General features: G+C 71.2%; 31 protein-coding genes and 1 pseudogene. 17 read left to right on the forward strand and 15 right to left on the reverse strand.

The window, feature by feature from the left end:
• Positions 1-19: 19 nt before the first annotated feature.
• From ASG30_RS04680 to ASG30_RS04690, 4 genes are read left to right on the forward strand one after another with little or no spacing between them, the layout of a single operon-like run.
• The gene (locus ASG30_RS04680; protein ID WP_156385423.1) at positions 20-991 is read left to right on the forward strand and encodes a universal stress protein; all 972 of its coding nucleotides are present in this window, start codon (positions 20-22) and stop codon (positions 989-991) included.
• Positions 978-1,487, forward strand: coding sequence for a hypothetical protein (locus tag ASG30_RS04685; RefSeq protein WP_055893347.1), 510 nt, complete (start codon positions 978-980; stop codon positions 1,485-1,487). The genes ASG30_RS04680 and ASG30_RS04685 overlap by 14 nt, the downstream gene beginning before the upstream one ends.
• A complete protein-coding gene (locus ASG30_RS22425; protein WP_156385424.1) occupies positions 1,484-1,648 on the forward strand; it encodes a hypothetical protein in 165 nt (54 codons plus the stop codon). The genes ASG30_RS04685 and ASG30_RS22425 overlap by 4 nt, the downstream gene beginning before the upstream one ends.
• A gap of 48 nt (positions 1,649-1,696) precedes the next feature.
• On the forward strand, positions 1,697-1,948 hold the full coding sequence (locus ASG30_RS04690; RefSeq protein ID WP_055893350.1) for a hypothetical protein: 252 nt from the start codon (positions 1,697-1,699) through the stop codon (positions 1,946-1,948).
• A gap of 31 nt (positions 1,949-1,979) precedes the next feature.
• Here ASG30_RS04690 and ASG30_RS04695 read toward each other — a convergent pair whose 3' ends face one another.
• Positions 1,980-2,339, reverse strand: coding sequence for an STAS/SEC14 domain-containing protein (locus tag ASG30_RS04695; protein WP_055893352.1), 360 nt, complete (start codon positions 2,337-2,339; stop codon positions 1,980-1,982).
• 185 nt (positions 2,340-2,524) lie between these two features.
• On the opposite strand from ASG30_RS04695, the gene ASG30_RS04700 reads away from it, so the two are divergent.
• The gene (locus ASG30_RS04700) at positions 2,525-2,728 is read left to right on the forward strand and encodes a hypothetical protein (protein WP_055893354.1); all 204 of its coding nucleotides are present in this window, start codon (positions 2,525-2,527) and stop codon (positions 2,726-2,728) included.
• 39 nt (positions 2,729-2,767) lie between these two features.
• Here ASG30_RS04700 and ASG30_RS04705 read toward each other — a convergent pair whose 3' ends face one another.
• The 6 genes from ASG30_RS04705 to ASG30_RS04730 form a co-directional block, all read right to left on the reverse strand.
• Complete coding sequence (locus tag ASG30_RS04705) at positions 2,768-4,024, reverse strand: SGNH/GDSL hydrolase family protein (protein WP_055893358.1); 1,257 nt, start codon at positions 4,022-4,024, stop codon at positions 2,768-2,770.
• 124 nt (positions 4,025-4,148) lie between these two features.
• Entirely contained in the window at positions 4,149-5,330 is a 1,182-nt protein-coding gene (locus ASG30_RS04710) for an HPP family protein (protein WP_055893360.1), read from the reverse strand.
• A 72-nt stretch (positions 5,331-5,402) separates the two neighbouring features.
• Positions 5,403-6,326, reverse strand: coding sequence for a dihydrodipicolinate synthase family protein (locus ASG30_RS04715; protein WP_055893363.1), 924 nt, complete (start codon positions 6,324-6,326; stop codon positions 5,403-5,405).
• A gap of 5 nt (positions 6,327-6,331) precedes the next feature.
• Positions 6,332-7,528 carry an L-rhamnonate dehydratase gene (locus tag ASG30_RS04720; protein WP_055893366.1) on the reverse strand — a complete coding sequence of 399 codons (1,197 nt, stop codon included), beginning with the start codon at positions 7,526-7,528 and terminating at the stop codon, positions 6,332-6,334.
• A gap of 90 nt (positions 7,529-7,618) precedes the next feature.
• The gene (locus tag ASG30_RS04725; RefSeq protein WP_442965662.1) at positions 7,619-8,650 is read right to left on the reverse strand and encodes a 4-hydroxythreonine-4-phosphate dehydrogenase PdxA; all 1,032 of its coding nucleotides are present in this window, start codon (positions 8,648-8,650) and stop codon (positions 7,619-7,621) included.
• Positions 8,647-9,615, reverse strand: coding sequence for a Bug family tripartite tricarboxylate transporter substrate binding protein (locus ASG30_RS04730; protein WP_055893371.1), 969 nt, complete (start codon positions 9,613-9,615; stop codon positions 8,647-8,649). The genes ASG30_RS04725 and ASG30_RS04730 overlap by 4 nt, the downstream gene beginning before the upstream one ends.
• 104 nt (positions 9,616-9,719) lie before the next feature.
• Here ASG30_RS04730 and ASG30_RS04735 point away from each other — a divergent pair, with 104 nt between their 5' ends.
• Positions 9,720-10,661 (forward strand): LysR family transcriptional regulator, encoded by a 942-nt coding sequence (locus ASG30_RS04735; RefSeq protein WP_055893373.1) that lies wholly within the window; start codon positions 9,720-9,722, stop codon positions 10,659-10,661.
• Positions 10,662-10,667: 6 nt separating this feature from the next.
• Positions 10,668-11,072 (forward strand): STAS/SEC14 domain-containing protein, encoded by a 405-nt coding sequence (locus ASG30_RS04740; RefSeq protein ID WP_055893376.1) that lies wholly within the window; start codon positions 10,668-10,670, stop codon positions 11,070-11,072.
• On the opposite strand, the gene ASG30_RS04745 is transcribed toward ASG30_RS04740, so the two are convergent.
• Positions 11,069-11,647 (reverse strand): hypothetical protein, encoded by a 579-nt coding sequence (locus ASG30_RS04745; RefSeq protein WP_055893378.1) that lies wholly within the window; start codon positions 11,645-11,647, stop codon positions 11,069-11,071. The genes ASG30_RS04740 and ASG30_RS04745 overlap by 4 nt on opposite strands.
• 82 nt (positions 11,648-11,729) lie before the next feature.
• Here ASG30_RS04745 and ASG30_RS04750 point away from each other — a divergent pair, with 82 nt between their 5' ends.
• Genes ASG30_RS04750 through ASG30_RS04760 form a run of 3 tightly spaced genes read left to right on the forward strand, consistent with a single transcriptional unit; the run spans position 11,730 to position 12,930 of the window.
• Positions 11,730-11,942, forward strand: coding sequence for a hypothetical protein (locus tag ASG30_RS04750; protein ID WP_055893380.1), 213 nt, complete (start codon positions 11,730-11,732; stop codon positions 11,940-11,942).
• Between the two features lie 53 nt (positions 11,943-11,995).
• On the forward strand, positions 11,996-12,610 hold the full coding sequence (locus tag ASG30_RS04755; protein ID WP_055893448.1) for an ankyrin repeat domain-containing protein: 615 nt from the start codon (positions 11,996-11,998) through the stop codon (positions 12,608-12,610).
• A gap of 11 nt (positions 12,611-12,621) precedes the next feature.
• Complete coding sequence (locus ASG30_RS04760) at positions 12,622-12,930, forward strand: hypothetical protein (protein ID WP_055893383.1); 309 nt, start codon at positions 12,622-12,624, stop codon at positions 12,928-12,930.
• Here ASG30_RS04760 and ASG30_RS04765 read toward each other — a convergent pair whose 3' ends face one another.
• Complete coding sequence (locus tag ASG30_RS04765; RefSeq protein WP_156385425.1) at positions 12,931-13,209, reverse strand: hypothetical protein; 279 nt, start codon at positions 13,207-13,209, stop codon at positions 12,931-12,933.
• 288 nt (positions 13,210-13,497) lie between these two features.
• Here ASG30_RS04765 and ASG30_RS04770 point away from each other — a divergent pair, with 288 nt between their 5' ends.
• Positions 13,498-13,707 (forward strand): hypothetical protein, encoded by a 210-nt coding sequence (locus ASG30_RS04770; RefSeq protein WP_156385426.1) that lies wholly within the window; start codon positions 13,498-13,500, stop codon positions 13,705-13,707.
• Between the two features lie 25 nt (positions 13,708-13,732).
• Here the strand turns inward: ASG30_RS04770 and ASG30_RS04775 are convergent, their stop codons facing one another.
• A complete protein-coding gene (locus tag ASG30_RS04775) occupies positions 13,733-14,689 on the reverse strand; it encodes a Bug family tripartite tricarboxylate transporter substrate binding protein (RefSeq protein WP_162243713.1) in 957 nt (318 codons plus the stop codon).
• 102 nt (positions 14,690-14,791) lie between these two features.
• On the opposite strand from ASG30_RS04775, the gene ASG30_RS04780 reads away from it, so the two are divergent.
• Positions 14,792-15,694: a LysR substrate-binding domain-containing protein gene (locus tag ASG30_RS04780; protein WP_055893394.1), complete on the forward strand. Its 903-nt coding sequence runs from the start codon at positions 14,792-14,794 to the stop codon at positions 15,692-15,694.
• A gap of 39 nt (positions 15,695-15,733) precedes the next feature.
• Here the strand turns inward: ASG30_RS04780 and ASG30_RS04785 are convergent, their stop codons facing one another.
• A complete protein-coding gene (locus ASG30_RS04785) occupies positions 15,734-16,006 on the reverse strand; it encodes a TFIIB-type zinc ribbon-containing protein (RefSeq protein WP_055893396.1) in 273 nt (90 codons plus the stop codon).
• Positions 16,007-16,083: 77 nt separating this feature from the next.
• Between ASG30_RS04785 and ASG30_RS04790 the strand changes: the two genes are divergently transcribed.
• Positions 16,084-16,308 (forward strand): DUF3820 family protein, encoded by a 225-nt coding sequence (locus ASG30_RS04790; protein WP_055893399.1) that lies wholly within the window; start codon positions 16,084-16,086, stop codon positions 16,306-16,308.
• Positions 16,309-16,341: 33 nt separating this feature from the next.
• Positions 16,342-16,453: pseudogene (locus ASG30_RS22925) on the forward strand (DUF1801 domain-containing protein); the annotation flags it as partial.
• 80 nt (positions 16,454-16,533) lie between these two features.
• Here ASG30_RS22925 and ASG30_RS04795 read toward each other — a convergent pair.
• Complete coding sequence (locus ASG30_RS04795; protein WP_055893402.1) at positions 16,534-17,013, reverse strand: GNAT family N-acetyltransferase; 480 nt, start codon at positions 17,011-17,013, stop codon at positions 16,534-16,536.
• Positions 17,014-17,091: 78 nt separating this feature from the next.
• Here ASG30_RS04795 and ASG30_RS04800 point away from each other — a divergent pair, with 78 nt between their 5' ends.
• Both ASG30_RS04800 and ASG30_RS04805 read left to right on the forward strand, forming a co-directional pair.
• On the forward strand, positions 17,092-17,349 hold the full coding sequence (locus tag ASG30_RS04800; protein ID WP_055893405.1) for a helix-turn-helix domain-containing protein: 258 nt from the start codon (positions 17,092-17,094) through the stop codon (positions 17,347-17,349).
• Positions 17,350-17,352: 3 nt separating this feature from the next.
• A complete protein-coding gene (locus tag ASG30_RS04805) occupies positions 17,353-18,690 on the forward strand; it encodes a M16 family metallopeptidase (RefSeq protein WP_055893407.1) in 1,338 nt (445 codons plus the stop codon).
• On the opposite strand, the gene ASG30_RS04810 is transcribed toward ASG30_RS04805, so the two are convergent.
• Positions 18,687-20,558 (reverse strand): ABC transporter ATP-binding protein, encoded by a 1,872-nt coding sequence (locus ASG30_RS04810; protein WP_082521903.1) that lies wholly within the window; start codon positions 20,556-20,558, stop codon positions 18,687-18,689. The genes ASG30_RS04805 and ASG30_RS04810 overlap by 4 nt on opposite strands.
• Positions 20,555-20,782: a hypothetical protein gene (locus ASG30_RS04815; protein WP_156385427.1), complete on the reverse strand. Its 228-nt coding sequence runs from the start codon at positions 20,780-20,782 to the stop codon at positions 20,555-20,557. The genes ASG30_RS04810 and ASG30_RS04815 overlap by 4 nt, the downstream gene beginning before the upstream one ends.
• Positions 20,783-20,863: 81 nt before the next feature.
• On the opposite strand from ASG30_RS04815, the gene ASG30_RS04820 reads away from it, so the two are divergent.
• Complete coding sequence (locus tag ASG30_RS04820; protein WP_055893410.1) at positions 20,864-21,259, forward strand: nuclear transport factor 2 family protein; 396 nt, start codon at positions 20,864-20,866, stop codon at positions 21,257-21,259.
• On the opposite strand, the gene ASG30_RS04825 is transcribed toward ASG30_RS04820, so the two are convergent.
• Positions 21,256-22,074, reverse strand: coding sequence for an IclR family transcriptional regulator (locus tag ASG30_RS04825; RefSeq protein ID WP_235579737.1), 819 nt, complete (start codon positions 22,072-22,074; stop codon positions 21,256-21,258). The two genes, ASG30_RS04820 and ASG30_RS04825, sit on opposite strands and share 4 nt — an antisense overlap.
• Between the last annotated feature and the right edge of the window lie 71 nt (positions 22,075-22,145).

The following is a 22,145-nucleotide window of genomic DNA, read 5'->3' on the forward strand; positions in this document are numbered from 1 at the left end:
CTCGTTCCAGGGAATGTGTGTGGGTACCTCTTTCTCGTCCGAGCCCAGGCTCGAAGCCATCCCTCCGCCGGCGGCCGCCTGGGCCGCCCCTTCCGCCTGCATCGACCGCGACGGCCTGCCGCGCGGCATCCTCGCCGTCGTCGACGCCGGCGCGGGCGGCACCCACGCGGCCTGGCGCGCGGCGCTCGTCGCGCGCGACCACGGGCGGCCGCTGCACCTGGTCACCATCCAGCCGCGCGCCCGCGACGCGCTGGCGGCCAAGCCCCTGCTGCAGGACCTGGCCGGCCAGCTGGAGCAGCGCATCCAGGTCCGCGCCACGACCGCGGTGGTGGCCGGCGCGTTGCGCGAGTGCCTGGTGGAGCTCGCGGCCCACCGGGAGCTCGTCGTGGTGCCCTGGCAGCGGAGCGCCTCGTGGTCCGACAAGGTGCTGGGGACGCCGCCCGAGCGCATGCTCCGCTGGCTGGCCGCGCCGCTGCTGATCGTGCGGCGCCCCGCGACCGCCAGCTACCGGCGCGTCCTCGCACCGGTGAAGCTGGAGGCCGGCGCCGAGCCGCAGATCGCCGTCGCGCGCTACCTGGCCCGCGGCCAGGGGCTGCGCGTGCTCCACGTGCTGGACGAGTGGCCCGAAGGCTCGCTGCGGCTGGCGGACGCCTCGGACCACACGGTGAGCCTGCACCGCCAGCGGCGCCTTCGCCGCGCGTACCAGGAGATGAATGCGCTGATCGACCGCACCGGTGTGGGCGCGGCAGGCGCGGCGGCGCTCATCTCCTTCGGGCACGTCCCCAGCCGGGTGCTGGATGCGGCGCGCGGGCACAACGCGCAGCTCATCGTGGCCGGCACGGGTCGGCGCTCGGTGTTCGCCGACGTGGTGTGCGGCGGCCTGGTGCAGGACCTGGTGCGGCAAGCGGAAGCCGACGTGCTCGTGGTCCCGGTGCAGGAAGCGCGGGGCTCGGGCAGTGTCCGCAAGGAGAGCCGCCATGCTGCGCGATAGCCTCGACCTGCTGCCCCTGCGCCAGGCGATCACGCCCACGGGCGAGGCCGCGACGGCATTCGCCGGGCAGGGCCTGCTCGACTGGCTCTCCAAGCCGGAGCGCTACCAGATCCTGCGCCACGGCCAGGGCGGGCAGATCCTCGCGGCCGACGAACTCGCGCTGCTGGAGGCGCAGCACCTGCTGCGGCTGGCCTACGGGGCCAGGGTCGGCTTCGGCGAGCCCACCGTCCACACCTACGTCGATCCTTCCGATGACAGCGTGAGGGTCCCCGTCATGTTCCTGCGCGTGGACTCGCCGCGCGCCCATGCCGCCGAGGTGCTGCGGATGATCAAGAGCCGCCCGTCGCGGCTGCAGGAGGTGGACGTGCAGCGGCACCGGGTGGTCCTGCGGGCGGAGCTGCGGCTCGCCAGCCTGCTCGGCCTGGAGCGCTGCATCCTCGAGGCCACCGACGGGTCGGCGCACGTGCGGTCGTGGCTGCTGCGGTACGAGCGATGACGCAGGAGCACCTTGCCACCCTGCTCGGGCTGCTGGCCGCGACGATCCTGCTCGCGGCCTGGATCTCCTGGCGCACGGGCGACGCCAAGCGCGACGCCTGGCTGATCACCGGCGCGGGCGCGGGCCTGGCCGTGGTCGCCGCGGCCCTCGGCGCCGCGTGACGCCTTCGACACCTTTTTTTTCCCCACTGTCCGGGAGCCGAGCGCCTCGTGCAGCTTTGCCAGGTCCCCACGTTCGTCGTCCGCAAACCGGCCACCGTCGGCTACCGGCGCGTGCTGGTCGCGGTGGACTACGACGGCGAAGCGGCCGGCAGGGTGGCGGCCGCGGCGGCCATGACGCGCGCACCGCACCAGGAGGTCCTGCGCGCCCTGGCGGCCGACGACGACCTCGCGCCGCGCAAGACGTCCTCCGAGGCGCAGGCAGAGCCTTCCTCGCCTGCGGTCGGCGTGACCGTGTCCTGATGCGCAGCGCCGCCGCCGGGAGCCTGGGCTCCTAGGGCTGCGCCAGCCACTCCTGCGCCTCGTCCAGCTCGGTGAAGGTCCTCAGGCGCAGGCCCTGCTTCTGCGCGGCCTTCTCGCTGGTGCCCGAGCGGAACTTGCCCTGCACCACCGAAGCCACCCGGTCCAGCCCGGCCAGCTTCTCGGCGATGTAGCCGCCGACCTGCAGGTGGTCGCTGAAGGCGAGGTCGGGCTCGGCACCGGTGAGGTCGAGCAGCGCGCGCCGGTAGCCGCGCATCTCGGCCAGCCGGGCGATCAGGTCGACCACGGCGTACTGGTCCGCGATGTCCGCCGGGCCGGTGCAGACCACGAGGAGGAAGTCAGGGCCGTGGTGCACGCCAACGGTGAATTGCATGAGCCGGGATTCGATCTGGGTGTGTGGGAACGCCTACCCTAACAGCAATCCGGACTGGGGCTGCCGCGGCGGAAGGTCCAGCAGCATGGCCCCGCGTCCTACACCGATATAGGCCGTCGCCTTCTCGATGCATCGGCGCATTGCGACCATTACTGCAGGCGCTTGTTTGCCGATCGGAGTTCAACATGAAGTTCCTGTCCGTTTCGCTGTCCCTCCTGGTCCTCGTCATCAGCGCGGGATGCGCGCAACCCCGTGGTGGCGGCGGTGGCACGGCCGCCATGGGCGCCGGGCCTGCGCAGCAGAAGGTGATGTGCCGCGACGCCGCCTGGGTGACCAATGCCAGCGAATGCGGCACGCATGGCGGTGTCGAACGGGTCATGGCGCAATAGGTCCAGGCTCCGGCCCCGCCGTCCGGCGGGGAACGGCGGCTAGGGCCAGTTCGCCGCGGCCAGCGCGGCGTTGACGGTGCCGGCCAGCAGGCGGTGGCCCGCGGGCGTGGGATGGAAGCCGTCCGAGAACGCCCAGGTGGTCCACCAGCCGGGCGCCGTGCCCGGCGTGCCAGCGTCGAGCAGCGCCGACGTGCAGGTCTGCAGCGACCACTGCGGCAACCCCGAGGAACTCTGGCCCGTGACCGGGCAGGCTGCGTGCAGCGCGTCGCTCAGCCCGTGGTCGCCGGCGCGGGCGATCTGCTCGTCCACGGCGGCGCGAAGGTCGACCAGCGCCACCCGCGCGTCGTTCCCCAGCCGTTCCCGCAGCCGCGCGTTGAAGGCGCCGACGGCCTGCCGCACCGCGCCCCGGATGTCCTCGGCCTCGCCGGCCCCGTGCTCCTGCACCAGCTTGTCGAAGGCCGCGCTGAACCGCGGGGTGAGCGTGATGTCGGGCACGTTCAGCACCGCGACGCGCGTGGCGCCGCGCGCCAGCAGGTGTTCCGCGACCGCCTCGGCCAGTTCGTCCGCGGCCTTCTCCATGTAGAGGTTGGCGCTGCGGGCCAGGCTGTCGTCGCCGGGCGCGGTGTCCAGCAGGTCGCCCACCTTGACCTCGCGGGCCAGGAAGGCCAGGAAGGCCAGCAGGCCGGTGCGGCTGGTCACGCCGGCCAGGTAGGCCGCGGCCAGGTCGGACGCGTCGTTGCCGCCGCCGTCCACCAGCACCAGGTCGCCCGCGCCGAAGCCGGCCAGGGCCGCGGCGGCATCGCGCAGCTGCGCGGGAATGCCCCTGGGACCGTCGCCGCGCAGGATGCGGCCGCCGCCGACGGCGAAGCTGGTGCAGCTCGGGTCGCCCCGCGGCACGACCCCGCCGGAGCCGTCGTCCCTGTAGTGGCTGCACAGGGCCGGCAGGCCCCAGGTGGCCGCGACCAGCTCCGGGAACACCGGGAAGCCGAGGGCATTGGCGGCGTCCTGCACCGTGAACTTGAAGCCGAACGTGCCCACGTCCGCGAGGCTGTCGCCCGCCACGACCAGGCGCGACACGCCGGCCAGTGCGGAGCGGACCGGGGCCGGCGCGGTCACCGGCTCCGCGGCCGCGACCGGCAGGCCGTCCGCGGCGATGGGCGCCGCGGCGCTGTCGGTCTGGCTGCTGCCGCCGCCTCCACCGCCACCGCAGGCCGCGACGAGGGCCGCGCCGAGGCTGCCGGCCAGGAGAAAGCCGCGAGGGCGGGTGGACACCGGAACAGGCTTGCTGCTGGGCATGGCGTGACTCCTTCCGGACACCGCGTCGGGGACGCCGGTGCAGGATAGGAGCCCCAGCCATCCGCGGATGCTGGGCAATGAAGTGTTTCAACTCGCGCCGGCGCCGGGCCGGCGCGAGGCGCCGCTAGGCCGGCGGCGCCTGGTACAGGCCGCGCACCAGGTCGGTCTGCGTGATCATGCCGGCCAGCCGCTGCTCGGCGTCGATGACGGGGATGTGGTGGTGGCCGTCCTCGGCGAACACCGGCACCAGGTCGGCCAGCAGGCGGTCCTCGCTGGCCACGCGCACCGAGCGGGTCATGATCTGGCCCACCACCTCGGGCTTCTCGCCGTGGCTGGCGCCGCTGGGCACCAGCACCTGCCGCAGGCGCGCGCCCAGGCCCGCGTGGCCCTCGGGATCGGCGTGGCGCATGAAGTCCGCCGTGGTCACGATGCCGCAGATGCGCCGGGCGCGGTCGACCACCGGCAGCGCCTTGATGCGGCGGGCGCGCATCAGCGCCCAGGCTTCCTGCAGCGGCGTGCCGAACTGCACCGACACCGGCTCGCGGCTCATCACGTCGCCGCAGCGCAGGGCGCCCAGCTTGCGCTGGTAGGCGGCCATCTCCGCGTGCTCCAGCAGCGACTGCAGGTCGGCGCGGCCGATGTCCACCACCTGGTTGTAGCGGGCCAGCGCCGCGTCCAGGTCGGCCGCCGTGAAGCCGCGGCCGTTCACCGGCTGCGGCCCGGCCTCGGCCGGCAGGACCTGGGCCCGCGGGTAGGCGCGGCCCGTGAGGCTGTTGTAGACCACGGCGATCAGCACCAGCAGCAGCGAGTTGAGCAGCACCGGGAAGAGGGCGAAGTGGAAGTCGGTGGTGTGCGTGACCACCACCAGCACCGCCGCCGCGCCGCCGGGCGGGTGCAGGCAGCGCAGCCGCACCATCAGCAGCATCGCCGCCGCCGCGGCCACGGCGGCGGCCAGGGCCGGGTCGGGGATCGCCCGCGCGCAGGCGATGCCCACCAGCGCCGACAGCGTGTTGCCCGCCAGCACGGCCCAGGGCTGGGCGAGGGGGCTGGCCGGCATCGCGAACACCAGCACGGCGGAGGCGCCCAGCGGGGCCACCAGCCAGGCCGCCGCCGGGTGGGCGCCGGCCAGCAGCCGGCTCAAGGCCGCCGCGAACAGCAGGCCCACGGCCGCGCCGACGGTGGCGCGCCAGGTTTCGCGGCCGTCGATGCCCAGGGGGCCGGGCAGCAGCCGGGCGAGCCACGCGCGCACGCGGCGCGGGCCCAGGGACGAAGCAAGGGAGCCGGCCAGGCCGGAAGGGGCGGACATCGGGGGGAGGGAAGCGGAACTGCTTGTACTTCTCGGGGACGTGATTGTCCCCGATCACCGCTTCCCGCCGCCTCAACGCCCCCAGCGCAGGGCGAGTGCGTCGAGCCGGCGCGCCGTCTCGACCAGCAGCGAGCGGCTGGCGGGATGCAGCGGCGGCCAGGGGTGGCGCGGCGCCTCGCAGTCGATGATGCCGCCTTCCTTCATCAGCGCCTTGGCGGCCAGGAAGCCGCACTGGCGGTTCTCCAGGTTGATCAGCGGCAGCCAGCGCTCGTAGCGCTGGATCGCCTCGTCGCGCCGGCCCGCGCGGTACGCGTCCAGGATGGGGCGGATGCCGTCGGGGAAGCCGCCGCCGGTCATCGAGCCGGTCGCACCCGCCTCCAGGTCGGGCAGCAGGGTGATGGCCTCCTCGCCGTCCCAGGGCCCTTCGATCGCGTCGCCGCCCAGCCGGAGCAGCTCGCGCAGCTTGGCGGCCGCGCCGGCGGTCTCGATCTTGAAGTAGGCCACGTGCTCGATCTCGCGCGCCATGCGGGCCAGGAACTCCGCCGACATCGGCGTGCCCGCCGCGGGCGCGTCCTGCACCATGATCGGGATGTCCACGGCATCGGACAGCCGCTGGTAGAAGTCGCGCACCTGGCCTTCGGGCATGCGGAAGGTGGCGCCGTGGTAGGGCGGCATCACCATCAGCATGGCGGCGCCCATGGCCTGCGCGCGGCGCGAGCGCTCTGCACACACGCGGGTGCTGAAGTGCGTGGTGGTCACGATCACCGGCACGCGGCCGGCCACGTGCTCGAGGATGGCGCGGGTGAGGACCTCGCGCTCCTCGTCCGACAGGAGGAACTGCTCGGAGAAGTTCGCCAGGATGGCCAGCCCCTCGGAGCCGGCGTCGATCATGAAGTCGACGCAGCGCTTCTGGCTGGCCAGGTCCAGCTCGCCGGCTTCGGTGAAGGTGGTCGGCACCACCGGGAACAGGCCGCGGTAGCGCGGGGAGGTTGCCATGGCCGTCACCCGATGATGTTGAACTGGTCCAGGTAGTCGGTGCGCAGCTTCAGCCCCAGGCCGGGCTGGTCGTCGGCCAGCTGCAGGAAGCCGTCCCTGGCGACCGGCTCGCCCTCGAAGATGTAATAGAACAGCTCGTTGCCCACCTCGACGTCGAACATCGGGAAGTACTCGCTGATCGGGCAGTTGAGGCTGCTCATCGTGAGGTGGTAGTTGTGCATCTGGCCGGCATGCGGGACCACCGGCACCGAGTAGGCCTCGCACAGCGCGTTGATCTTGTGCGCCATGGTGATGCCGCCCACGCGGTTGGTGTCGTACTGCACCACCGACACCGCCTTGCGGTCCAGCAGCTGCTTGAAGCCGTACAGCGAGAACTCGTGCTCGCCGCCCGAGATGGGGATGCTGGTCAGCTGGTTCAGCTCGGCGTAGCCGTCGATGTCGTCGGCGAGCACCGGCTCCTCCAGCCAGCGCGGCTGGAACTTCTCGAGTTTGGGCAGCACGCGCCTGGCGTACTCCACGTTCCAGCCCATGTAGCACTCGAGCATCAGGTCGTTGTCGTAGCCGATCACCTCGCGCACGGCCTCCACCGACTTGAGGTTCTCCACCACGCCCTGCTGGCCGTGCGCGGGCCCGTAGCCGAAGCGCATCTTGAAGGCGCGGAAGCCCTCCTTCATGTACTTCTCGGCCTCGCGCTGCATCTCCTTGAGGTCGGTGCGGTACAGCTTGCTGTAGTAGCAGGGGATCTTTTCCTTGGTGCGGCCGCCCAGCAGCTTGAACACCGGCTTGTCGACCGACTTGCCCAGGATGTCCCAGATGGCGATGTCGACGGCGGAGATGGCCGCCATGCCCACGCCCTTGCGGCCCCAGGCGTGGGTGGCGCGGTACATGCGCTGGTTGAGGTATTCGTAGTCCCAGGGGTCCTGGCCGATGACCAGGGGCGCGAGGTACTCGTCGACGATGGCCTTGGCGATCCTGGGCGCCAGCGCCACGTTGCCCAGGCCGACGATGCCGTCGTCGGTCTCCACTTCCACCACGGTCCAGCCGTGGAAGCGGAAGGTGTTCATGGTGTCCTGGCCCGAGGCGTGCTGCCGCGCCGGGTTCTGGTTGACCAGGTCCATGGCGTTGGAGCAGAAGTTGCCCTGCGGCGGAACGGTCTTGCCCTTCCATTCGAAGACGCGGGCGCGGACGGATTTGATCTTCATGTGAGGTCCTTTCAAGGGGTTCGGGCACCTGGATTCGTCATTCCCGCGAAGGCGGGAATCCAGTGCTTCCATGCGGGGTGGGGAATGGCGCTAGGCGGGCCGTCGCGCGCGTCCCATCCGGGCCGCGATCGCGAACGCATTGGCCGTGGCCGTGACGTCCGCCTTGCCCTGGCCCGCGATGTCGTAGGCGGTGCCGTGGGCCGGCGTGGTGATGGGAAGGGGCAGGCCGCCCTGCACGGTGACGCCGCGCGAGAAGCCCAGCAGCTTGATCGCGATCTGCCCCTGGTCGTGGTACATGGTCACGATCGCGTCCAGCGCGCCGTCCCGGGCGCGAAGGAAGATGGTGTCGGCCGAAAAGGGCCCCGTCACGGGAATTCCCTGCGCGTTCAGCTCGCGCACCGCCGGCTCGATGACGTCCACCTCTTCGCGGCCGCACAGGCCGCCTTCGCCGTTGTGCGGGTTGAGCCCGGCGACCGCGACGCGGGGCTGGGCCAGGCCGTTGGCCTGCAGCGTGCGGTACATCAGCGTGGCGGCGGCGATCACCCGTTCGCGGGTGATGTACTTCGGCACGTCCGCCAGCGGCACGTGCGAGGAGATGCGCGAGGTCCACAGCGCGTCCAGCGTGTTGAACTCGCAGAAGTAGCCCGTCACGCCCAGGTGCTCGGCGAAGTGGTGCAGCTCGTCCTCGTGGCGCAGGCCGCCCAGCTTCATGGCCTGCTTGTTCAGCGGCGCGAAGCAGATGGCGTCCACCTCGCGGGCCAGCGCCGCGTCCATGCAGCGGTCCAGCACCCGCAGCACCGAGGCGCCGCCGGCCGCTTCGGAGCGCGAGCGCACGACCTGTTCCGCCGCCACGGTGTCCATCGGCAGGAAGGCCGGGCGCGAGGTGTCGGCACGGCCGCGCACTTCGGCAAAGCCGTCGACGCGTTGCGTGGGCACTTCGAGGCCGGCGATGGCCTGGCCGTCTTGCCAGAGCCAGGGGTCGCCCACCAGCACCACGTTGGCGGCAGCCAGCGTCTCTTGCCGGGCCAGCAGGCGCGCCACCAGTTCGGGGCCGATGCCGGCCGGGTCGCCCAGCGTGAGGGCGACCACCGGCTTGTCGTTCAGGGAGGCGGCCATGCTCATTCCGCCTTGATGCCGCGGCGCTTGATCAGCTCGGCGTAGCGCTTGTTCTCGGTGGCGTGGAAGGCGGCGAACTGCGCCTGCGACATCGGCGTGATCTCCGCGCCGATCGCCTCCAGGCGCGCGCGGGTGTCGGGCAGGGCGAGCAGCCTGCCGACCTCCTGGTGCACGCGCTCCTGCACCGCCTTGGGCGTGGCCGCCGGCATGTACAGGCCGTACCAGGCGCCCATCTCCACGTCCTTCACGCCGGCTTCGGCGAAGGTGGGCACGTTGGGCAGGCGCGGGTTGCGCCTGGCGCTGGCAACGGCGAGCGGCTTGACCTTGCCGGCCTGGATGTGGGGCAGCACGGAGGCCAGCGTGTCGAATGACAGCTGCACCTGGCCGGCCATCAGGTCCATCAGGGCCGGGGAGCTGCCCTTGTAGGGGATGTGCGTGATGAAGGTGCCGGTCGCCTCCTTGAACAGCTCGGCGGCGATGTGCTGGGTGCTGCCCGAGCCGCTGGACGCGAAGTTCAGGTTGCCGGGCGACTTCTTGGCCAGCGCGACCAGCTCGGCCACCGTGCCGGCGGGAAGCGAGTTGTTGACCACCAGCACGTTGGGCACCGAGCCCACCATGGCGACGGGCACCAGGTCCTTGTCGTTGTCGTAGCCCAGCTTGAGCAGGTGCGGCGCGATGGCGTGCGCGGTGGAGACGCCCATCACCATGGTGTAGCCGTCGCTGGAGCGCGCGGTCAGGTCCGCGGCCAGGGTGTTCGACGCGCCGGGACGGTTCTCCACCACCACCGGCACCTTGAGCGCCGGGCCGAGCTTGTCGGCGACGGCTCGGGCCATCGCGTCGGTGCCGCCGCCGGGCGCGGAACCCACGAGGATGCGCACGGGCTTGGCGGGCCAGTCGGCGGTCTGGGCGCCGGCGGTGCCAGTGGCCAGGGCGGCGAACGCGGTACAGGCGAGCAGCAGGCGTCTTTTCATTTCTTCCATGTCTCCGAGGATGTCAGCCGGGTGGATGCTAGGCCGTCGACCCATTCCCGTAAACTGAAAGAACTTCATCGAAACATAACCTCAGGTAATGCATCGTGGGATCCGTCGACCGGCAGCAGACCACCCCCCAGCTGATGAATCGGTTGCGCATGCGCCAGGTGGCGCTGCTGCTGGCCATCGACGAGCTGGGCACGCTGAGCGCCGCGGCCGACACCCTGGGCCTGACGCAGCCGGCGGCCACCAAGATGCTCGGCGAGCTGGAGCAGTCGCTCGGGCAGAAGCTGTTCGACCGGGTGGGGCGCGGGCTGCAGCGCAATCCCGCCGGTGAGCGCGTCACCGGGTTCTTCCGCAGCATCCGCGGCAGCATCGAGGCGCTCAACCAGGAGCTGGAATCGGTGCGCCAGGGCGGCGCGGGCAAGCTGGCGGTGGGCAGCATCATGGCGGCCTCGCCGGGCCGGCTGACCGGTGCGCTGCTGCAGCTCAAGGCCGAGTTCCCGATGGCGTCGATGGAGATCGCGGTGGACACCAGCGACCGCCTGCTCGGGCAGCTGCGAGAGGGCGTGCTGGAGGTGGTGGTGGGCCGCCTGACGTCGGTGCCCGGGGTCGACTGCGTTTTCCGCCGCATCGACGACGAGGCCCTGGCCGTGATCGCGGGCAACGAGCATCCGCTGGCCCGCCGCCGCAAGCTCGAGTTCCGCACGCTGCTCCAGCACCCCTGGATCCTGCAGCCGCAGGGCAGCCCCATGCGCGACCTGATCGAGCGGGAATTCCGCCACCACCATGTGGCGCTGCCCCGCGGCCTGGTGGAGACCGGCTCCATCCTCACCACCATCAACCTGGTGCGCCGCTCTCAGATGCTGGGGGTGGTGCCCGAGACCGTCGCGCGCGGCCATGCCGAGCACGGCATGCTCAGCGTGCTGCCCTACCGGTTCCGTCACACGCTGGAGGCCTACGGCAGCGTGGTGCCCCGCGACCGGCCGCTGGGCGCGCTGGCGGCGCGCTTCCTTAAACTGCTGCACGAGGCGCCCCAGCCCTGAAGGCCCATGACACCAGACGACTTCGAACCTCCCTTTGCCCTGTCGCCCGGAGCGATCAGCGTGCGCTTCGTCCACCACGCGACCTACCTGGAAGCCGTGGTGTCGGGCTTCAAGAGTCCGGCGGGTGCGGCCGCCGTCGTCGCGAAGATCGGCCAGGAGATCCGCCGGGTGCAGGTGCAGCGGGTGCTCATCGACGTGCGCCAGGTGATCGGGGAGATGTCCGCCTCCGACCACGCCGGCGTGGGCGCCGTGCTGGCCCACCACATCGGGTCCGTGCGCTGCGCGGTGGTGGCCCGGCCGGACCGGCCGAAGGGCCAGATCGAACCCGCGGCCCGGCAGGGCGGCGTCGACTACAAGCCGTTCGACGAGGTGGAGGAAGCGGTCGAGTGGCTCGTGGCGCAGGACACCTAGCCCAACCCCGCAGCGCCGTCGGCCTGCTCGCTCGCCGCCTTGCGGAAGAGCGCGGCCGCCACCAGCCACAACGCGGTGAAGAACACCGTGACCCCCACCGTGGAGCCCAGGCCGGTTCCCAGCGCGACCCCCGCGGCCAGCACCTGGGCGAACGCCGTCGCGAGCAGCGCGTAGGCCATGCCATGGGGACGGAAGCGGGCGAGGAGGGCGCCGATGAAGCCGACGGCGATCACCCCGGGGAACATCCGGTTGGCGGGGTTGTCCTCGGACCCGATCACGCCCACGGCGGCGTTGCCCCACAGGAGGATGAAGGCCGCCGCCAACGCGACGGCCGCGGCGGCCCGGTACGTGCGGTTGCGCGTCCTGCGCACGGCCAGCTCATAGGTGGCGCCCACGCCGCCCACCAGCACGCCGGCGAAGACGAAGTCGGCCAGGTCCCAGTCGACCTCATCGGTGAACTGCATCGCGACCAAGGGCAGCAGCAGGAGCGCCGCGGCCGCGCCCCAGACGGCCAGCCGCCAGCGGGAGCCGGCTTGCCCGCTGTTGTCCTTCGCGCCTGCTGTCGGGTGCGTCATGCGTCCTGTCCTCGATCGCCCCACTCGATCCGCCACGGGGCATAAGATGCGCCGGGGAATGTCACCCGATTCTGGAGCCACCATGACACTTGAACAATACAACGATGCGATCAAGGAAATCCTCGCGGAGCAGCAGAAGATCGGGCAGTCCACCGCGCAGCTGGCGATGACGGGACAGGCCAATCCCACCAACCCGGAATTCACCCGCATCATGACCAGCCAGTGGACCCTGATGCAGAAGATCGCCAAGCTCAACACCGAGCTGATGATGGGGATCATGACGCCCAAGAAGTGAGGCCCGCAGCCGCTGCCCGGCGGGGCCTGCTCCTCGCCGGCGTGCTGGCCGCCATGCCGCATTTCGCTTCGGGACAAGCCGCAGCGCCGCTGGTCGAGGCGGCGGCGCGCGGCGACCTGGCCCAGGTGCAGGCCCTCCTGCGGGGCGGTGCCGACGTCGAGCAGCGCGACGCCCGTGGCCGCACCGCGGTGCTGGCCGCCACGGCGGGGAACCACATCGAGGTCGTGCGTGCGCTGATCGCGCGCGGTGCGAACGTCAACGCCCAGGACCCGCAGCGGGACAGCGCCTTCCTGCTCGCGGGCGCCAACGGCTCCACCGAGGTCGTGCGCGCCACCGTGGCCGCGGGCGCGGACCTGCGCAGCACCAACCGCTATGGCGGCACGGCCCTGATCCCGGCCTGCCACCACGGCCACGTGGAGACGGTGCGGTTCCTGCTCACCACCGCGATCGACGTGAACCACGTCAACAACCTCGGCTGGACGGGCCTGCTGGAAGCCGTGATCCTGGGCGACGGAGGGCCGCCTTACGTCGAGATCGTGCGCCTGCTGGTGCAGCACAAGGCGGATGTGAACCTGGCCGACCGCGAGGGCGTCAGCCCGCTGGCGCATGCGAAGCGGCGCGGGCAGGCGCAGGTGGTGCAGGTGCTGCAGGCCGCGGGCGCGAAGTAAAGCGGCGCACGATGGACGACTACAACCAGATCGAGGTCCCGCCTTCCTTCGTGGCGCTCTACACGGCGCCGGGGGGCCACCGGCTCGTGGAGCCGATGCGCCACGTGCGCGAGCGCTACGAGCTGTGCGAGGACATGGCCCAGATGCTCAGCGAGCACGCGGCCGCCGTGCAGTTCAAGTCGGGCGATCCGCAGCGCGAGGTGCTGCACCAGATGCGGCTGGCGCTGGCCGGGCCCGAATCCTCGGTGACGCCCGCCGAGGCCGGCTGGGTCGTGCTCCGCATCGCCGAGGTGCTGGGGTGGGAGGCCCCGGCGGACTGATCAACCCCAGAGGGCATTGCCCAGGTGCATGCCCAGGAGACCGGTCAGCAACGGCAGGACCGTCGTCAGGCCGATGTCGGTGCCGGACTGCCAACCCGCGTAGCCCTTGCGCAAGTGCCCGAAGCCCGCGAGGAGGCCGAAAGCCGCGCCCAGCGTGAGCACGGCGAAGCCCAGGAAACCGGCCTGGACCACATCCGCGGCGATGCCGCCCAGGAAGCCTCCCAGTGCCAAGAGAGTGAAGGGGTGACCTTGAGGCGTATGGTGTTCCGGGTTCTTCATCAGTCGACGGTGAGCGGGCCCCGAGCCTTGTTCTTTCGGAAGTTGCATCGGACCTTTCGATGGCGGCGAGCCGCACATTTGTTGTTCTGTCCAAGATTCGCAGCAACGGCCGCCGTGCTGCATGGCCGATCCGGACTACCTCGTTCTGAGGATACGTCTCCAGCGCACCAATCTGGCCCGGGAACTGCGTCAGTGCCGTCCTACCGCCGAAGCAGCGCGCGCCTACACCGCGGTTTCAATTCTCCAGAAAGTATGTCGTTGTGTATCTGGAGTTGCCAAATGTCGGATGTGACGGTTCATCTCATCAAGTTGTCCGACGGCAAGACCGGGTACCTGGTCCCGTGGACCCTCGTGGGCGGCGACCGGTGCCGCGAGTGCAAATGTCGGTCGGACCCGCAGGCCTGCCTGCCGGTGCCGTGCGAGCTGAACTCGTGGGGCAATCCGTTCCGGGGCCAGTACACCGCGATCGTGGTGAGCCATCTGCCTGCGGCCCGGTAGCCATCGGGCCTGGCGGCCGGATCTTTCACTGCATGGTCACGCCGGCACGCCGCAGCACCGCGGTCCAGCGGTCCGATTCGGCTTCGATGAAACGGCGGAACTCGCTCGGGCCCGACTCGGGCAGCGGGTCCAGGCCGGAGGCTTGCAGGCGCTGCCGGACGGAGTCGCTGGCGAGCACCCGGCCGATGGCTGCGGCGACCTGATCGATCCGCTCCGGCGGTGTGCCGGCCGGCGCCACGATGCCGTGCCAGTCCCGCAGGCTGGCTTGCGCATGGCCCAGCTCCGCCAGCGTCGGCACCTCGGGCAGGGTTGCGATCCTCAGGCCGGCCGTGACGGCCAGCGGGCGCAGCCTCCCCTCCTTGATGAGCGGCAACGCGGCCGGTGTCGTCGCGAACATCATGTCCACGTGCCCGCCGACCAGCGCGGCGAGTGCCGCGATGGGGCCGTTGAAGGGGACGTGCTGGAGGGCCAGCTTGACCTCCTGCCCGAACAGCTCGGCCGCGAGTTGCGAGGGCGTTCCCAGCCCTGCGGACGCAAAGGTGAACCTGGCGGTCCGGCCGTCGCGCAACAGGGCGGCGACGTCCCGGATCGGGCTGTCCGCCCGCACCACCAGCACGTTGGTGACGGTGGAGATCTGGCGCACCGCAAGCAGGTCGCGGGCCGTGTCGTACGGCATGGTCCTGATGATGTTCGGCGCCACGACCGACTGGAGCGCGAAGGTGCCCAGGGTGTTCCCGTCCGGTGCGGCCCGGCTGACCGCGGCCAGCGCCAGGGTGCCGGCCGCACCCGGCCGGTTCTCGACCACCACGGGTCGGCCCAGCTCCCGGGAAAGCGGCTCGCCGAGGGTTCGGGCGATCGTGTCGCCGGGGGTTCCCGCGGGACCGCCGACCACGATCGTGATGTGGGCGGCGCCCCCCACCGGCTGCGCATTCGCCAGCGCGAACGGCAGCAGCCCACTGATCAGCAAGAGACGTCTTTTCATGGCGGCAGCCCTCGTGGTTGGAAGCGGAGCCCAGTACAGCACGCACCCGCCTCCCGGCATAAGATGCCCGTGCTTCTTCCAGATAACCGCCGGCTATCACCCATGCAACTCGGGCAGCTCAAGGTGCTTTGTGCCGTCGCCGAGGCGGGAAGCATCCGTGGCGCGGCGCGCAAGCTGAACCTGTCCCAGCCCTCGGTCACCAAGAGCCTGCGTGCACTCGAGCAGGACCTGGACGTCATGCTGGTCAATCGCAGCAGCCAGGGCATCGTGCTGACCGAGGCCGGCAAGGCCGTGCTTCCCCGCGCGCGCGGAATCGAGGCCGAACTGCAGAAAGCCCGCGAGGAGGTCGACCGGCTGGCGGGCCGCGCGAGGGACTCGGTGACGGTCGGTGTCGCCTCGGCCATCGGCGCCTGGCTCATCCCCCCGGTGCTCGCGCGATACGGACGCCAGCACGCCAACACCACGGTCCGCGTCGTGGAGGGCACCCAGGAGACGCTGCTGCCCATGTTGCGGGACGGAACGCTCGACTTCGCGGTGTGCCTGCGCCTGGAGCAGGAGACGACCAGCGGCTTCAGCGTCCGCGCGCTCGCGCGGTTCCGCCTGACGGTGGTGGGGCGCAAGGGGCATCCGCTGCGGACCGCGCGCAGCTTGAAGGAGCTCCAGGCCGCGCACTGGATCATGACGCGGTCCAGGGGGCGCGGGGGCGTGCTGGAGCAGGCTTTCCAGGCGGAAGGCCTGGAGATCCCGGCCTCCGCGGCGGAGTGCGATTCGCACTCGATCAAGATCTCGACCCTCGCCCGCAGCGACGCCCTGGGCCTGGTCGGCAAGCCGATGCTGGACGAGCCGGCGGTGGCGGCGCTGCTGGAGGAGATCGTCCTGAGCAAGCCTTTCCCGCTGCTGACCGCGGGGCTCTACACGCGCAGCGACGTGCGCCTGACACCGGCGGCCCGCGAGCTGGCGGCTTCGATCGCGACCGAGTGCAAGAAGATCCTGCGCCTCAACTGAGGCGGCCGGTCGACTGCCAGGCCCGGGCGCAGCCGGCCCTCAATCGAAATCGAACAGCTCGCCCAGGAAGCCTTCGCGCTTTTTCTTCTTGTAGTAGCCGCCGCTGCCGTATGGGGGCTGCGCCGAAGGGTAGGCGGGCGGGGGCTGGTGCTGCACCGGTGCGGCCATCGCCTGCGGCGTCGCCCGTTCGATGATCTTGTCCAGCTCGCCGCGATCCAGCCACACGCCGCGGCACTGCGGGCAGTAGTCGATCTCGATGCCGCTTCGATCGGCCATCGTCAGGTTCACTGTCTTGCACACTGGGCACTGCATGGTTGAGTTCCTCGACGCATTGAAAGCGGCATCTTCCCATCCCCGAGTGCCCGCTCACGCCGGGCGACAATCCCGCGATGTCGGAACCGCTGGATCTCCTGGTCAGGACCGAGATGCCGTACGGCAAGTACAAGGGCACCCCGATCGCGGACCTTCCGGGCAACTACCTGAACTGGCTGGCCCGCGAAGGGTTTCCTTCCGGCCAGTTGGGCCGCCTGCTCGCGCTGATGCACGAGATCGACCACAACGGGCTCAAGCACCTGCTGCAGCCCCTGCGCGGCGGCCGCCCCGGCCCGCGTTAGCGCGACGAGGAGACCATGACGAAGCCGAAAAGGAAGTGGGCGGGCCCGGTCTGGTCGCACGACGGGATCCTGTGCACCGGCGAGACCTACAAGGCGAAGGTGAAGCTAACGTTCGCCAAGCGCTTCGCTGCCCGATCCCGCCGGAAGGAGGGCGCGCAGGTCAGCGGCCGAGGAGGAACCGCACCCAGGCGCTGCAAAGGAGGCACCGGGCATCGAAGACGACGATCACGGGCTTTCTCCCCCCGCCGTCCGCAGCCACTTCTCCAGCCGGATCCCATCGACGGCCTCGCTGTACCGCCCGCGCTGGATCACGACCTCGTGGTAGCCCAGCTCGTTGTAGAAGGTGCGCGCGGCGACGTTGTCGCGCCGGGTGTCCAGGCGGATCCGCTGCGCGCCGGCGACCGCGGCCGAAGCCTCGAGCCAGCGCAGCAGGGCGCTGCCCACCCCTTTGCGCTGCCATGCCTTCGCGACGGCGAAGAGCACCAGGTAGGCGTCCGACTCCAGGTACTCCATGATGCCGAACGCGACCAGCTCGCGCTCTGCGCGGACCACGGCGACGTTGGTTTCCGGGTGGCGGATGGCCTTGAGCACGCGGGCCGGGCGCCAGCCCCAGGGCAGGCCGTGTTCGATGAGTTCGCGCGACATCGCGGCGATCTCATCGGCGTCTTCGGGCTGCGCAAGGTGGATGGGCGGATCGACGGTCATGCTGCGTTGCCCGCGAGGGCGGCGCCACGATTGTCGAGCGCAAGCGCCCCTGGCCGTGCCCGCGGCGACAATGCCCCCATGGCCCAAGGGAAGCGAATTTCAGCAGACATCGCCGGCGACGCCTTGCAGTCGATCAGGGACATGGGGGCCGCGGCCAAGCTGGCCCGGTCGACCGCGGGCGAGGGCCAGGCCGCCGCGGCCGCGCGCCTGGGCGTGCACGTGCAGACCATAGGCCGCATCGAAGCGGGCGAGCCCGGCGTGGCCATCGGGCATGTGCTGGGCCTGCTCGCGCTCTACGGCATCGGCGTCAGGCTGCAGCCGCCGGAGGGCCGCTGAACCATGGACAGGCTGCAGGCTGATCTCTCCGCCCCGGCGGGCACGCCCGTCGTCCACACCCTCGCCAACGGGGTGAGGCTGCTGGCCATCCCCATGCCCCACGTGCAGAGTGCCAGCGTGGGCGTGTTCCTGCGCGTGGGCTCCCGCGACGAGACGCCGGCCACCAACGGCATCAGCCACGTGCTGGAGCACATGGCGTTCAAGGGCACCACCACGCGGTCGGTGCAGGCCATCAACCTGGATGCGGAGCGGCTGGGCGCCGACGTCAATGCGTTCACCGGCAAGGACACCACCGGCTACTTCATGACCGGCCTGGGCCGGCACGCGGAGCAATTGCTGCGAATGACGGCCGACATCGTCCTGAACAGCACCTTCCCCGAGGGCGAACTGCAGCGCGAACTGGACGTGATCCGCCAGGAGGCCATCGAGTACGAGGAGGACCCGCAGGAGAGCTCCAGCGAACTGCTGGACCGCGCGGTCTGGGGCGACGATCCCATGGGGATGCCGGTGATCGGCACGGTGAAGAACATCGAGCGCTTCACTCGGCAGGACCTCGTGCGCCACGTGCAGTCCCACTACGTGGCCGGAAAGACCGTCGTCGCCGCGGCCGGGAATTTCGACGTCCAGGCCTTCCTGGCGCTGGCCGGCGAGCTGTTCGCCGCGATGCCCGCATCGGCCGGCGATGCGGCCCTGGGGCCCGTCGTGCCGGCGAAGTACGTCGGCCAGGCGCAGGCCCGGCGCTTCACCCAGGTGTCGCAGGTGTTCCTGAACCTGGCCTACCCGCTGGCGCCCGCCAGGGCGGACGAGATGCCGCAGCAGCGCTGGCGACTGGCGGCTTCGCTGGCCGCCAACCTGTTCGGCGGCGGCATGTCCGCGCCCTTCGTGGACACGGTCCGCGAGCAGCTGGGGCTGGCCTACACGGCGCATTCGACGATGGAGAGCGGCGACGTCTGGGCCAACTTCGTGGTCCACGCGGTCACCACGCCGGACAAGCTCGACGCCCTGATGGCCGCCACCGGCGAACTGCTGCGCGCGCAGGCCAGCGCCATCGATCCCATCCAGCTGGAGCGCGCCAAGAACCAGCTGACCGTCTCGCGCGTGCGCGCCTGCGAGCGCACCTACGCCACGATGGAGCACGCCGTCGAGGAGCTCCTGGCCAGCGGGACCGTGACGCCGATGGCGGACGCGATCGCCATGATCGACAGCATCGGGGCCGACGAGGTGCGGGCGGTCTTCGAGCGCATGCTGGGCCATCCGCTGGCCCTGGCGATCACCGGCAAGGGCGCCAGCGCGCGGTCGGCCCGGCAGCTGGCGGCGTCCTTCGCCGGCGTGGTCCGCTAGGCGCCGGGATCGGTGGGCGACACGGACGACAGCTCCTGCGTCGGGCCGTCCAGGTCCGCCGAAGCTTCGCCCCGGGGCTGCGGTTCCAGTGCCGGGGGCAGGGGCCTCTCGCCCACCTGCTGGCGCCACATCGCGTAGTACAGCCCCTTGAGCGCCACCAGTTCCCCGTGGGTGCCGCGCTCGACGACGCGGCCCTTCTCCAGCACGTAGATCGTGTCGGCGTGCAGCACCGTCGAGAGCCGGTGCGCGATCAGCAGCGTGATCTGCGCGCGCCGGTCGGAGATGCGGCGCACCGTCTCGGTCACGTGCCGCTCCGTCAGCGAGTCCAGCGCCGAGGTCGCCTCGTCGAAGACCAGCAGCCGCGGCTCGCGCAGCAGCGCGCGGGCGATCGACAGCCGCTGGCGTTCGCCGCCCGACAGGCGCATCCCGGCCTCCCCGACGACGGTGTCCAGCCCCTGCGGCAGGCGCTGCAGCAAAGGCCCGCACTGGGCCTGCTCCATCGCCTGCACGATCTGCCCGTCCGTGGCATCGGGGCGGACGAACAGCATGTTCTCGCGCACGGTGCCGGCGAAGAGCGTGGTTTCCTGCGTCACGTAGCCGACCTGCCGCCGCGCCTCGTTGTAGCGCAGGCGCCGGGTGCTGACGCCGTTGAAGAGGACCTCCCCGGCGGACTGGCGGTACAGCCCCAGCAGCAGCTTGACCAGCGTCGACTTGCCGGAGCCGGAGGGGCCCACGAAGGCGATGGTCTCGCCCCGTTGCGCGGCGAAGCTCACGCCGTCCAGGGCGTTCTCCTGCGCGCCGCGGTGGCGGAACACGACGTCCTCGAAGCGCAGCGACTCGATCGGCCCGATGTGGACCGCGTCGCGCGGGCGCTGGTCGACCGGCTTGGCCATCAGCTCGGCGAAGTTGGCCATCGAGGAGCTGGCCTCGCGCCACGCCAGGATGACCGTGCCCAGCTCCTGCAGCGGCGCCAGGATGCCCACCGAGATGAACTGCATGGCGATCAGCTCGCCGGTGGTCAGCACGTCGCGGAAGATCAGCCACAGCAGCGTGAACAGCACCGACAGCTTGAGCACGCTGAGCGTCGAGCCCTGCAGGAACGACAGCCACCGGATGCGCCGCACCTTGCGCATCTCCATCGCGAAGATCACCTCGGTCTGCGCCTCCAGCCGGCGGATCTCGCGGAAGGTCAGGCCCAGGCTCTTGATCAGGGCCACGTTGCGCAGGCTCTCGGTGATGACGCCGGCGTTGCGGGTGGTCTCCCGGTTCAGCGACCGCTGCTGCGAGCGGATCTGCCGGCTCAGCAGCCCCGACAGGCCGCCCAGGACCAGGAGGCCCACCAGGAAGACGGGCACCAGCAGCCAGGTCTTGGTGACGGCGTACCAGAGCAGGAAGGACAGCCCCACCACCGAGGCGAACAGCACGTTGATGAAGGTGTTGATGAAGCGCTCGGTGTCGCGCCGCACGCGCAGCAGCAGCGACAGCGTCTCGCCGCTGCTGCGGTCCTCGAAGTCCTGGTAGTTCAGCCGCAGCGTCTGGCGCAGGCCGTCGTTGAAGATGCGGGTGCCGATGCGCTGCACGATCAGGCGCGTCACGTAGTCCTGCATGGTCTTGCAGGCGCGCGACGCGATCGCCACCGCCAGGGCCAGCGCCAGCAGCTTCAGGGCCCCGCCCACCAGCTCCTGGTCGCTCTTGGCGCCGCGCTGGTTGGCATAGTCGTCCACCAGCCAGCCGAAGATGATGGGATCCACGAGCGCCAGCACCTGGCTGGCCCCCGCCAGCAGCAGGGCGCCGAAGGCGAGCTTGCGCTGGTCCCGCAGGTACCGCCAGAAGACGCTGGTGCCGGACGCCTGCTTGGTGCCGGTCATGGCGAGCGGTGCAGCCGGGGCGCGGAGAGCGCCTGCAGGCTTTCGGCGATGGCGGCATCGACCTCGCGCCAGCGGCCGCCCAGCCGGGCTTCGGCCATCGCTTTCTCCAGTGCGCGCAGGTCGCGCACGCTGGGGGCCACGCGGATCTGGGCGACCGCGGCGGCCGGGTTGCCGGCGCGCAGCAGCGCCATGATCTTGCCGGGCCAGGGGGAGGAGGGTCTCAAGGAAGCATTCGGGAGGTGGGGGAAGGACGCATTGTCCCCGGTGCGCAGCGCGACATCCGCAGGCTGCTATCGTGCCCGGCCATGCTCCCCGTCCTCGACCAGTTCTACGGCGCGTTGAAGGCGCTCTCGGCGCCCGGCCTCGCCGCCTGCGTCACGAACGACTTCGTCCTCGACTGGCAGGGCACGGACGGCATCCCGTGGGCCGGGCGCTGGCAGGGCGTCGAGGGCCTGCTGGCCTTCGTCGGAAAACTGGAGGCCTGCCTGGAGATCCAGGACGTGCAGCGCCTCCATGTCCTGGAGCAGGGCGAGGTGGCGGTGGTGGTGCTCCGGGGCCGGTGGCGCATCAAGTCGACCGGGCGCCAGGTGCAGGCGACGGCGGCCAACCTCTTCACCTTCGCGGACGGGCGCATCCGCTCGTACACCGTGCTGAACAACTCGGCCGCCTTCGCCGAGGCGCTGGCGGCCTTGCCGACCTAGGCCGGCGACTCTTCCGCGGCCCGGCGCATCAGGTCGTGGCTGATGCGAAGCATGCGTTCGCCGAGCACCGCACGGCGCGTGGGGTGCAGGCGCGACTCGCTGGCCACCAGCACGATGGCGGCCACCGGCCGGCCGCCGCGCTGCAGCAGCGGAACGCCCAGCGCCCAGTAGCCGGGCGCGACGATGCCCGGGATGATGGAATAGCCGCGCTCGCGCGTTTCGCCCACGAGCGTGCGGATGACGGGGACGGACGACTTGGGCCAGCGCTCGTCGATGTAGCGGCCGTTCGCGCGCAAGGCGGCCTCCACCTCGTCGTCGGGCAGGGCGGCCAGGATGGCCAGGCCGCCCGCGCCCACGCCCAGCGGATGCCGGTCGCCCAGCCGCAGCGCGTCCGGCGGGATGGGCATGTCGCCCGTCTCGCGCGAGATGCAGATGGCCTCGAAGCCCTGCACGACCGAGAAGAAGACCCAGTCGCCGGTCTCCAGCGCCAGCGCGCGCAGCGAGGCCGTGGCCAGCCGCTGCAGCGCGTAGCCGGGCTCGGCCGCCAGCCCGACCGCGAAGGTCTCCGGTCCCAGGCGGTAGCAGCGCGAGGCCGCGTCGTGGATGACGAAGCGCTCATCCACCAGCGCCTGGGTCAGCCGCACCGCGGTGGCCTTGTTCAGCCCCAGCCGGCGTCCGATGTCGCTGATGCGAAGACCGCCGGGCTGGTAGCGCGCCAGCAGCTTGAGGATGCTCAATCCGCGCCGCAGCGTCTGGGCGCCCGGCGTCTCGCCCGGCGCTGGACCGTCGTTGTTCATCTCGGTGAAAACCCGCATTACGTGGTCCATATAGCGGACCAATTCCATCGGCCGATCCGCAGGTCCCCTCTTCCCTTGCAAAGGGGACC

Origin of the sequence: Ramlibacter sp. Leaf400 (genome assembly GCF_001424545.1) — a bacterium.
In the GTDB taxonomy this organism is placed as follows: Bacteria; Pseudomonadota; Gammaproteobacteria; order Burkholderiales; family Burkholderiaceae_C; genus Ramlibacter.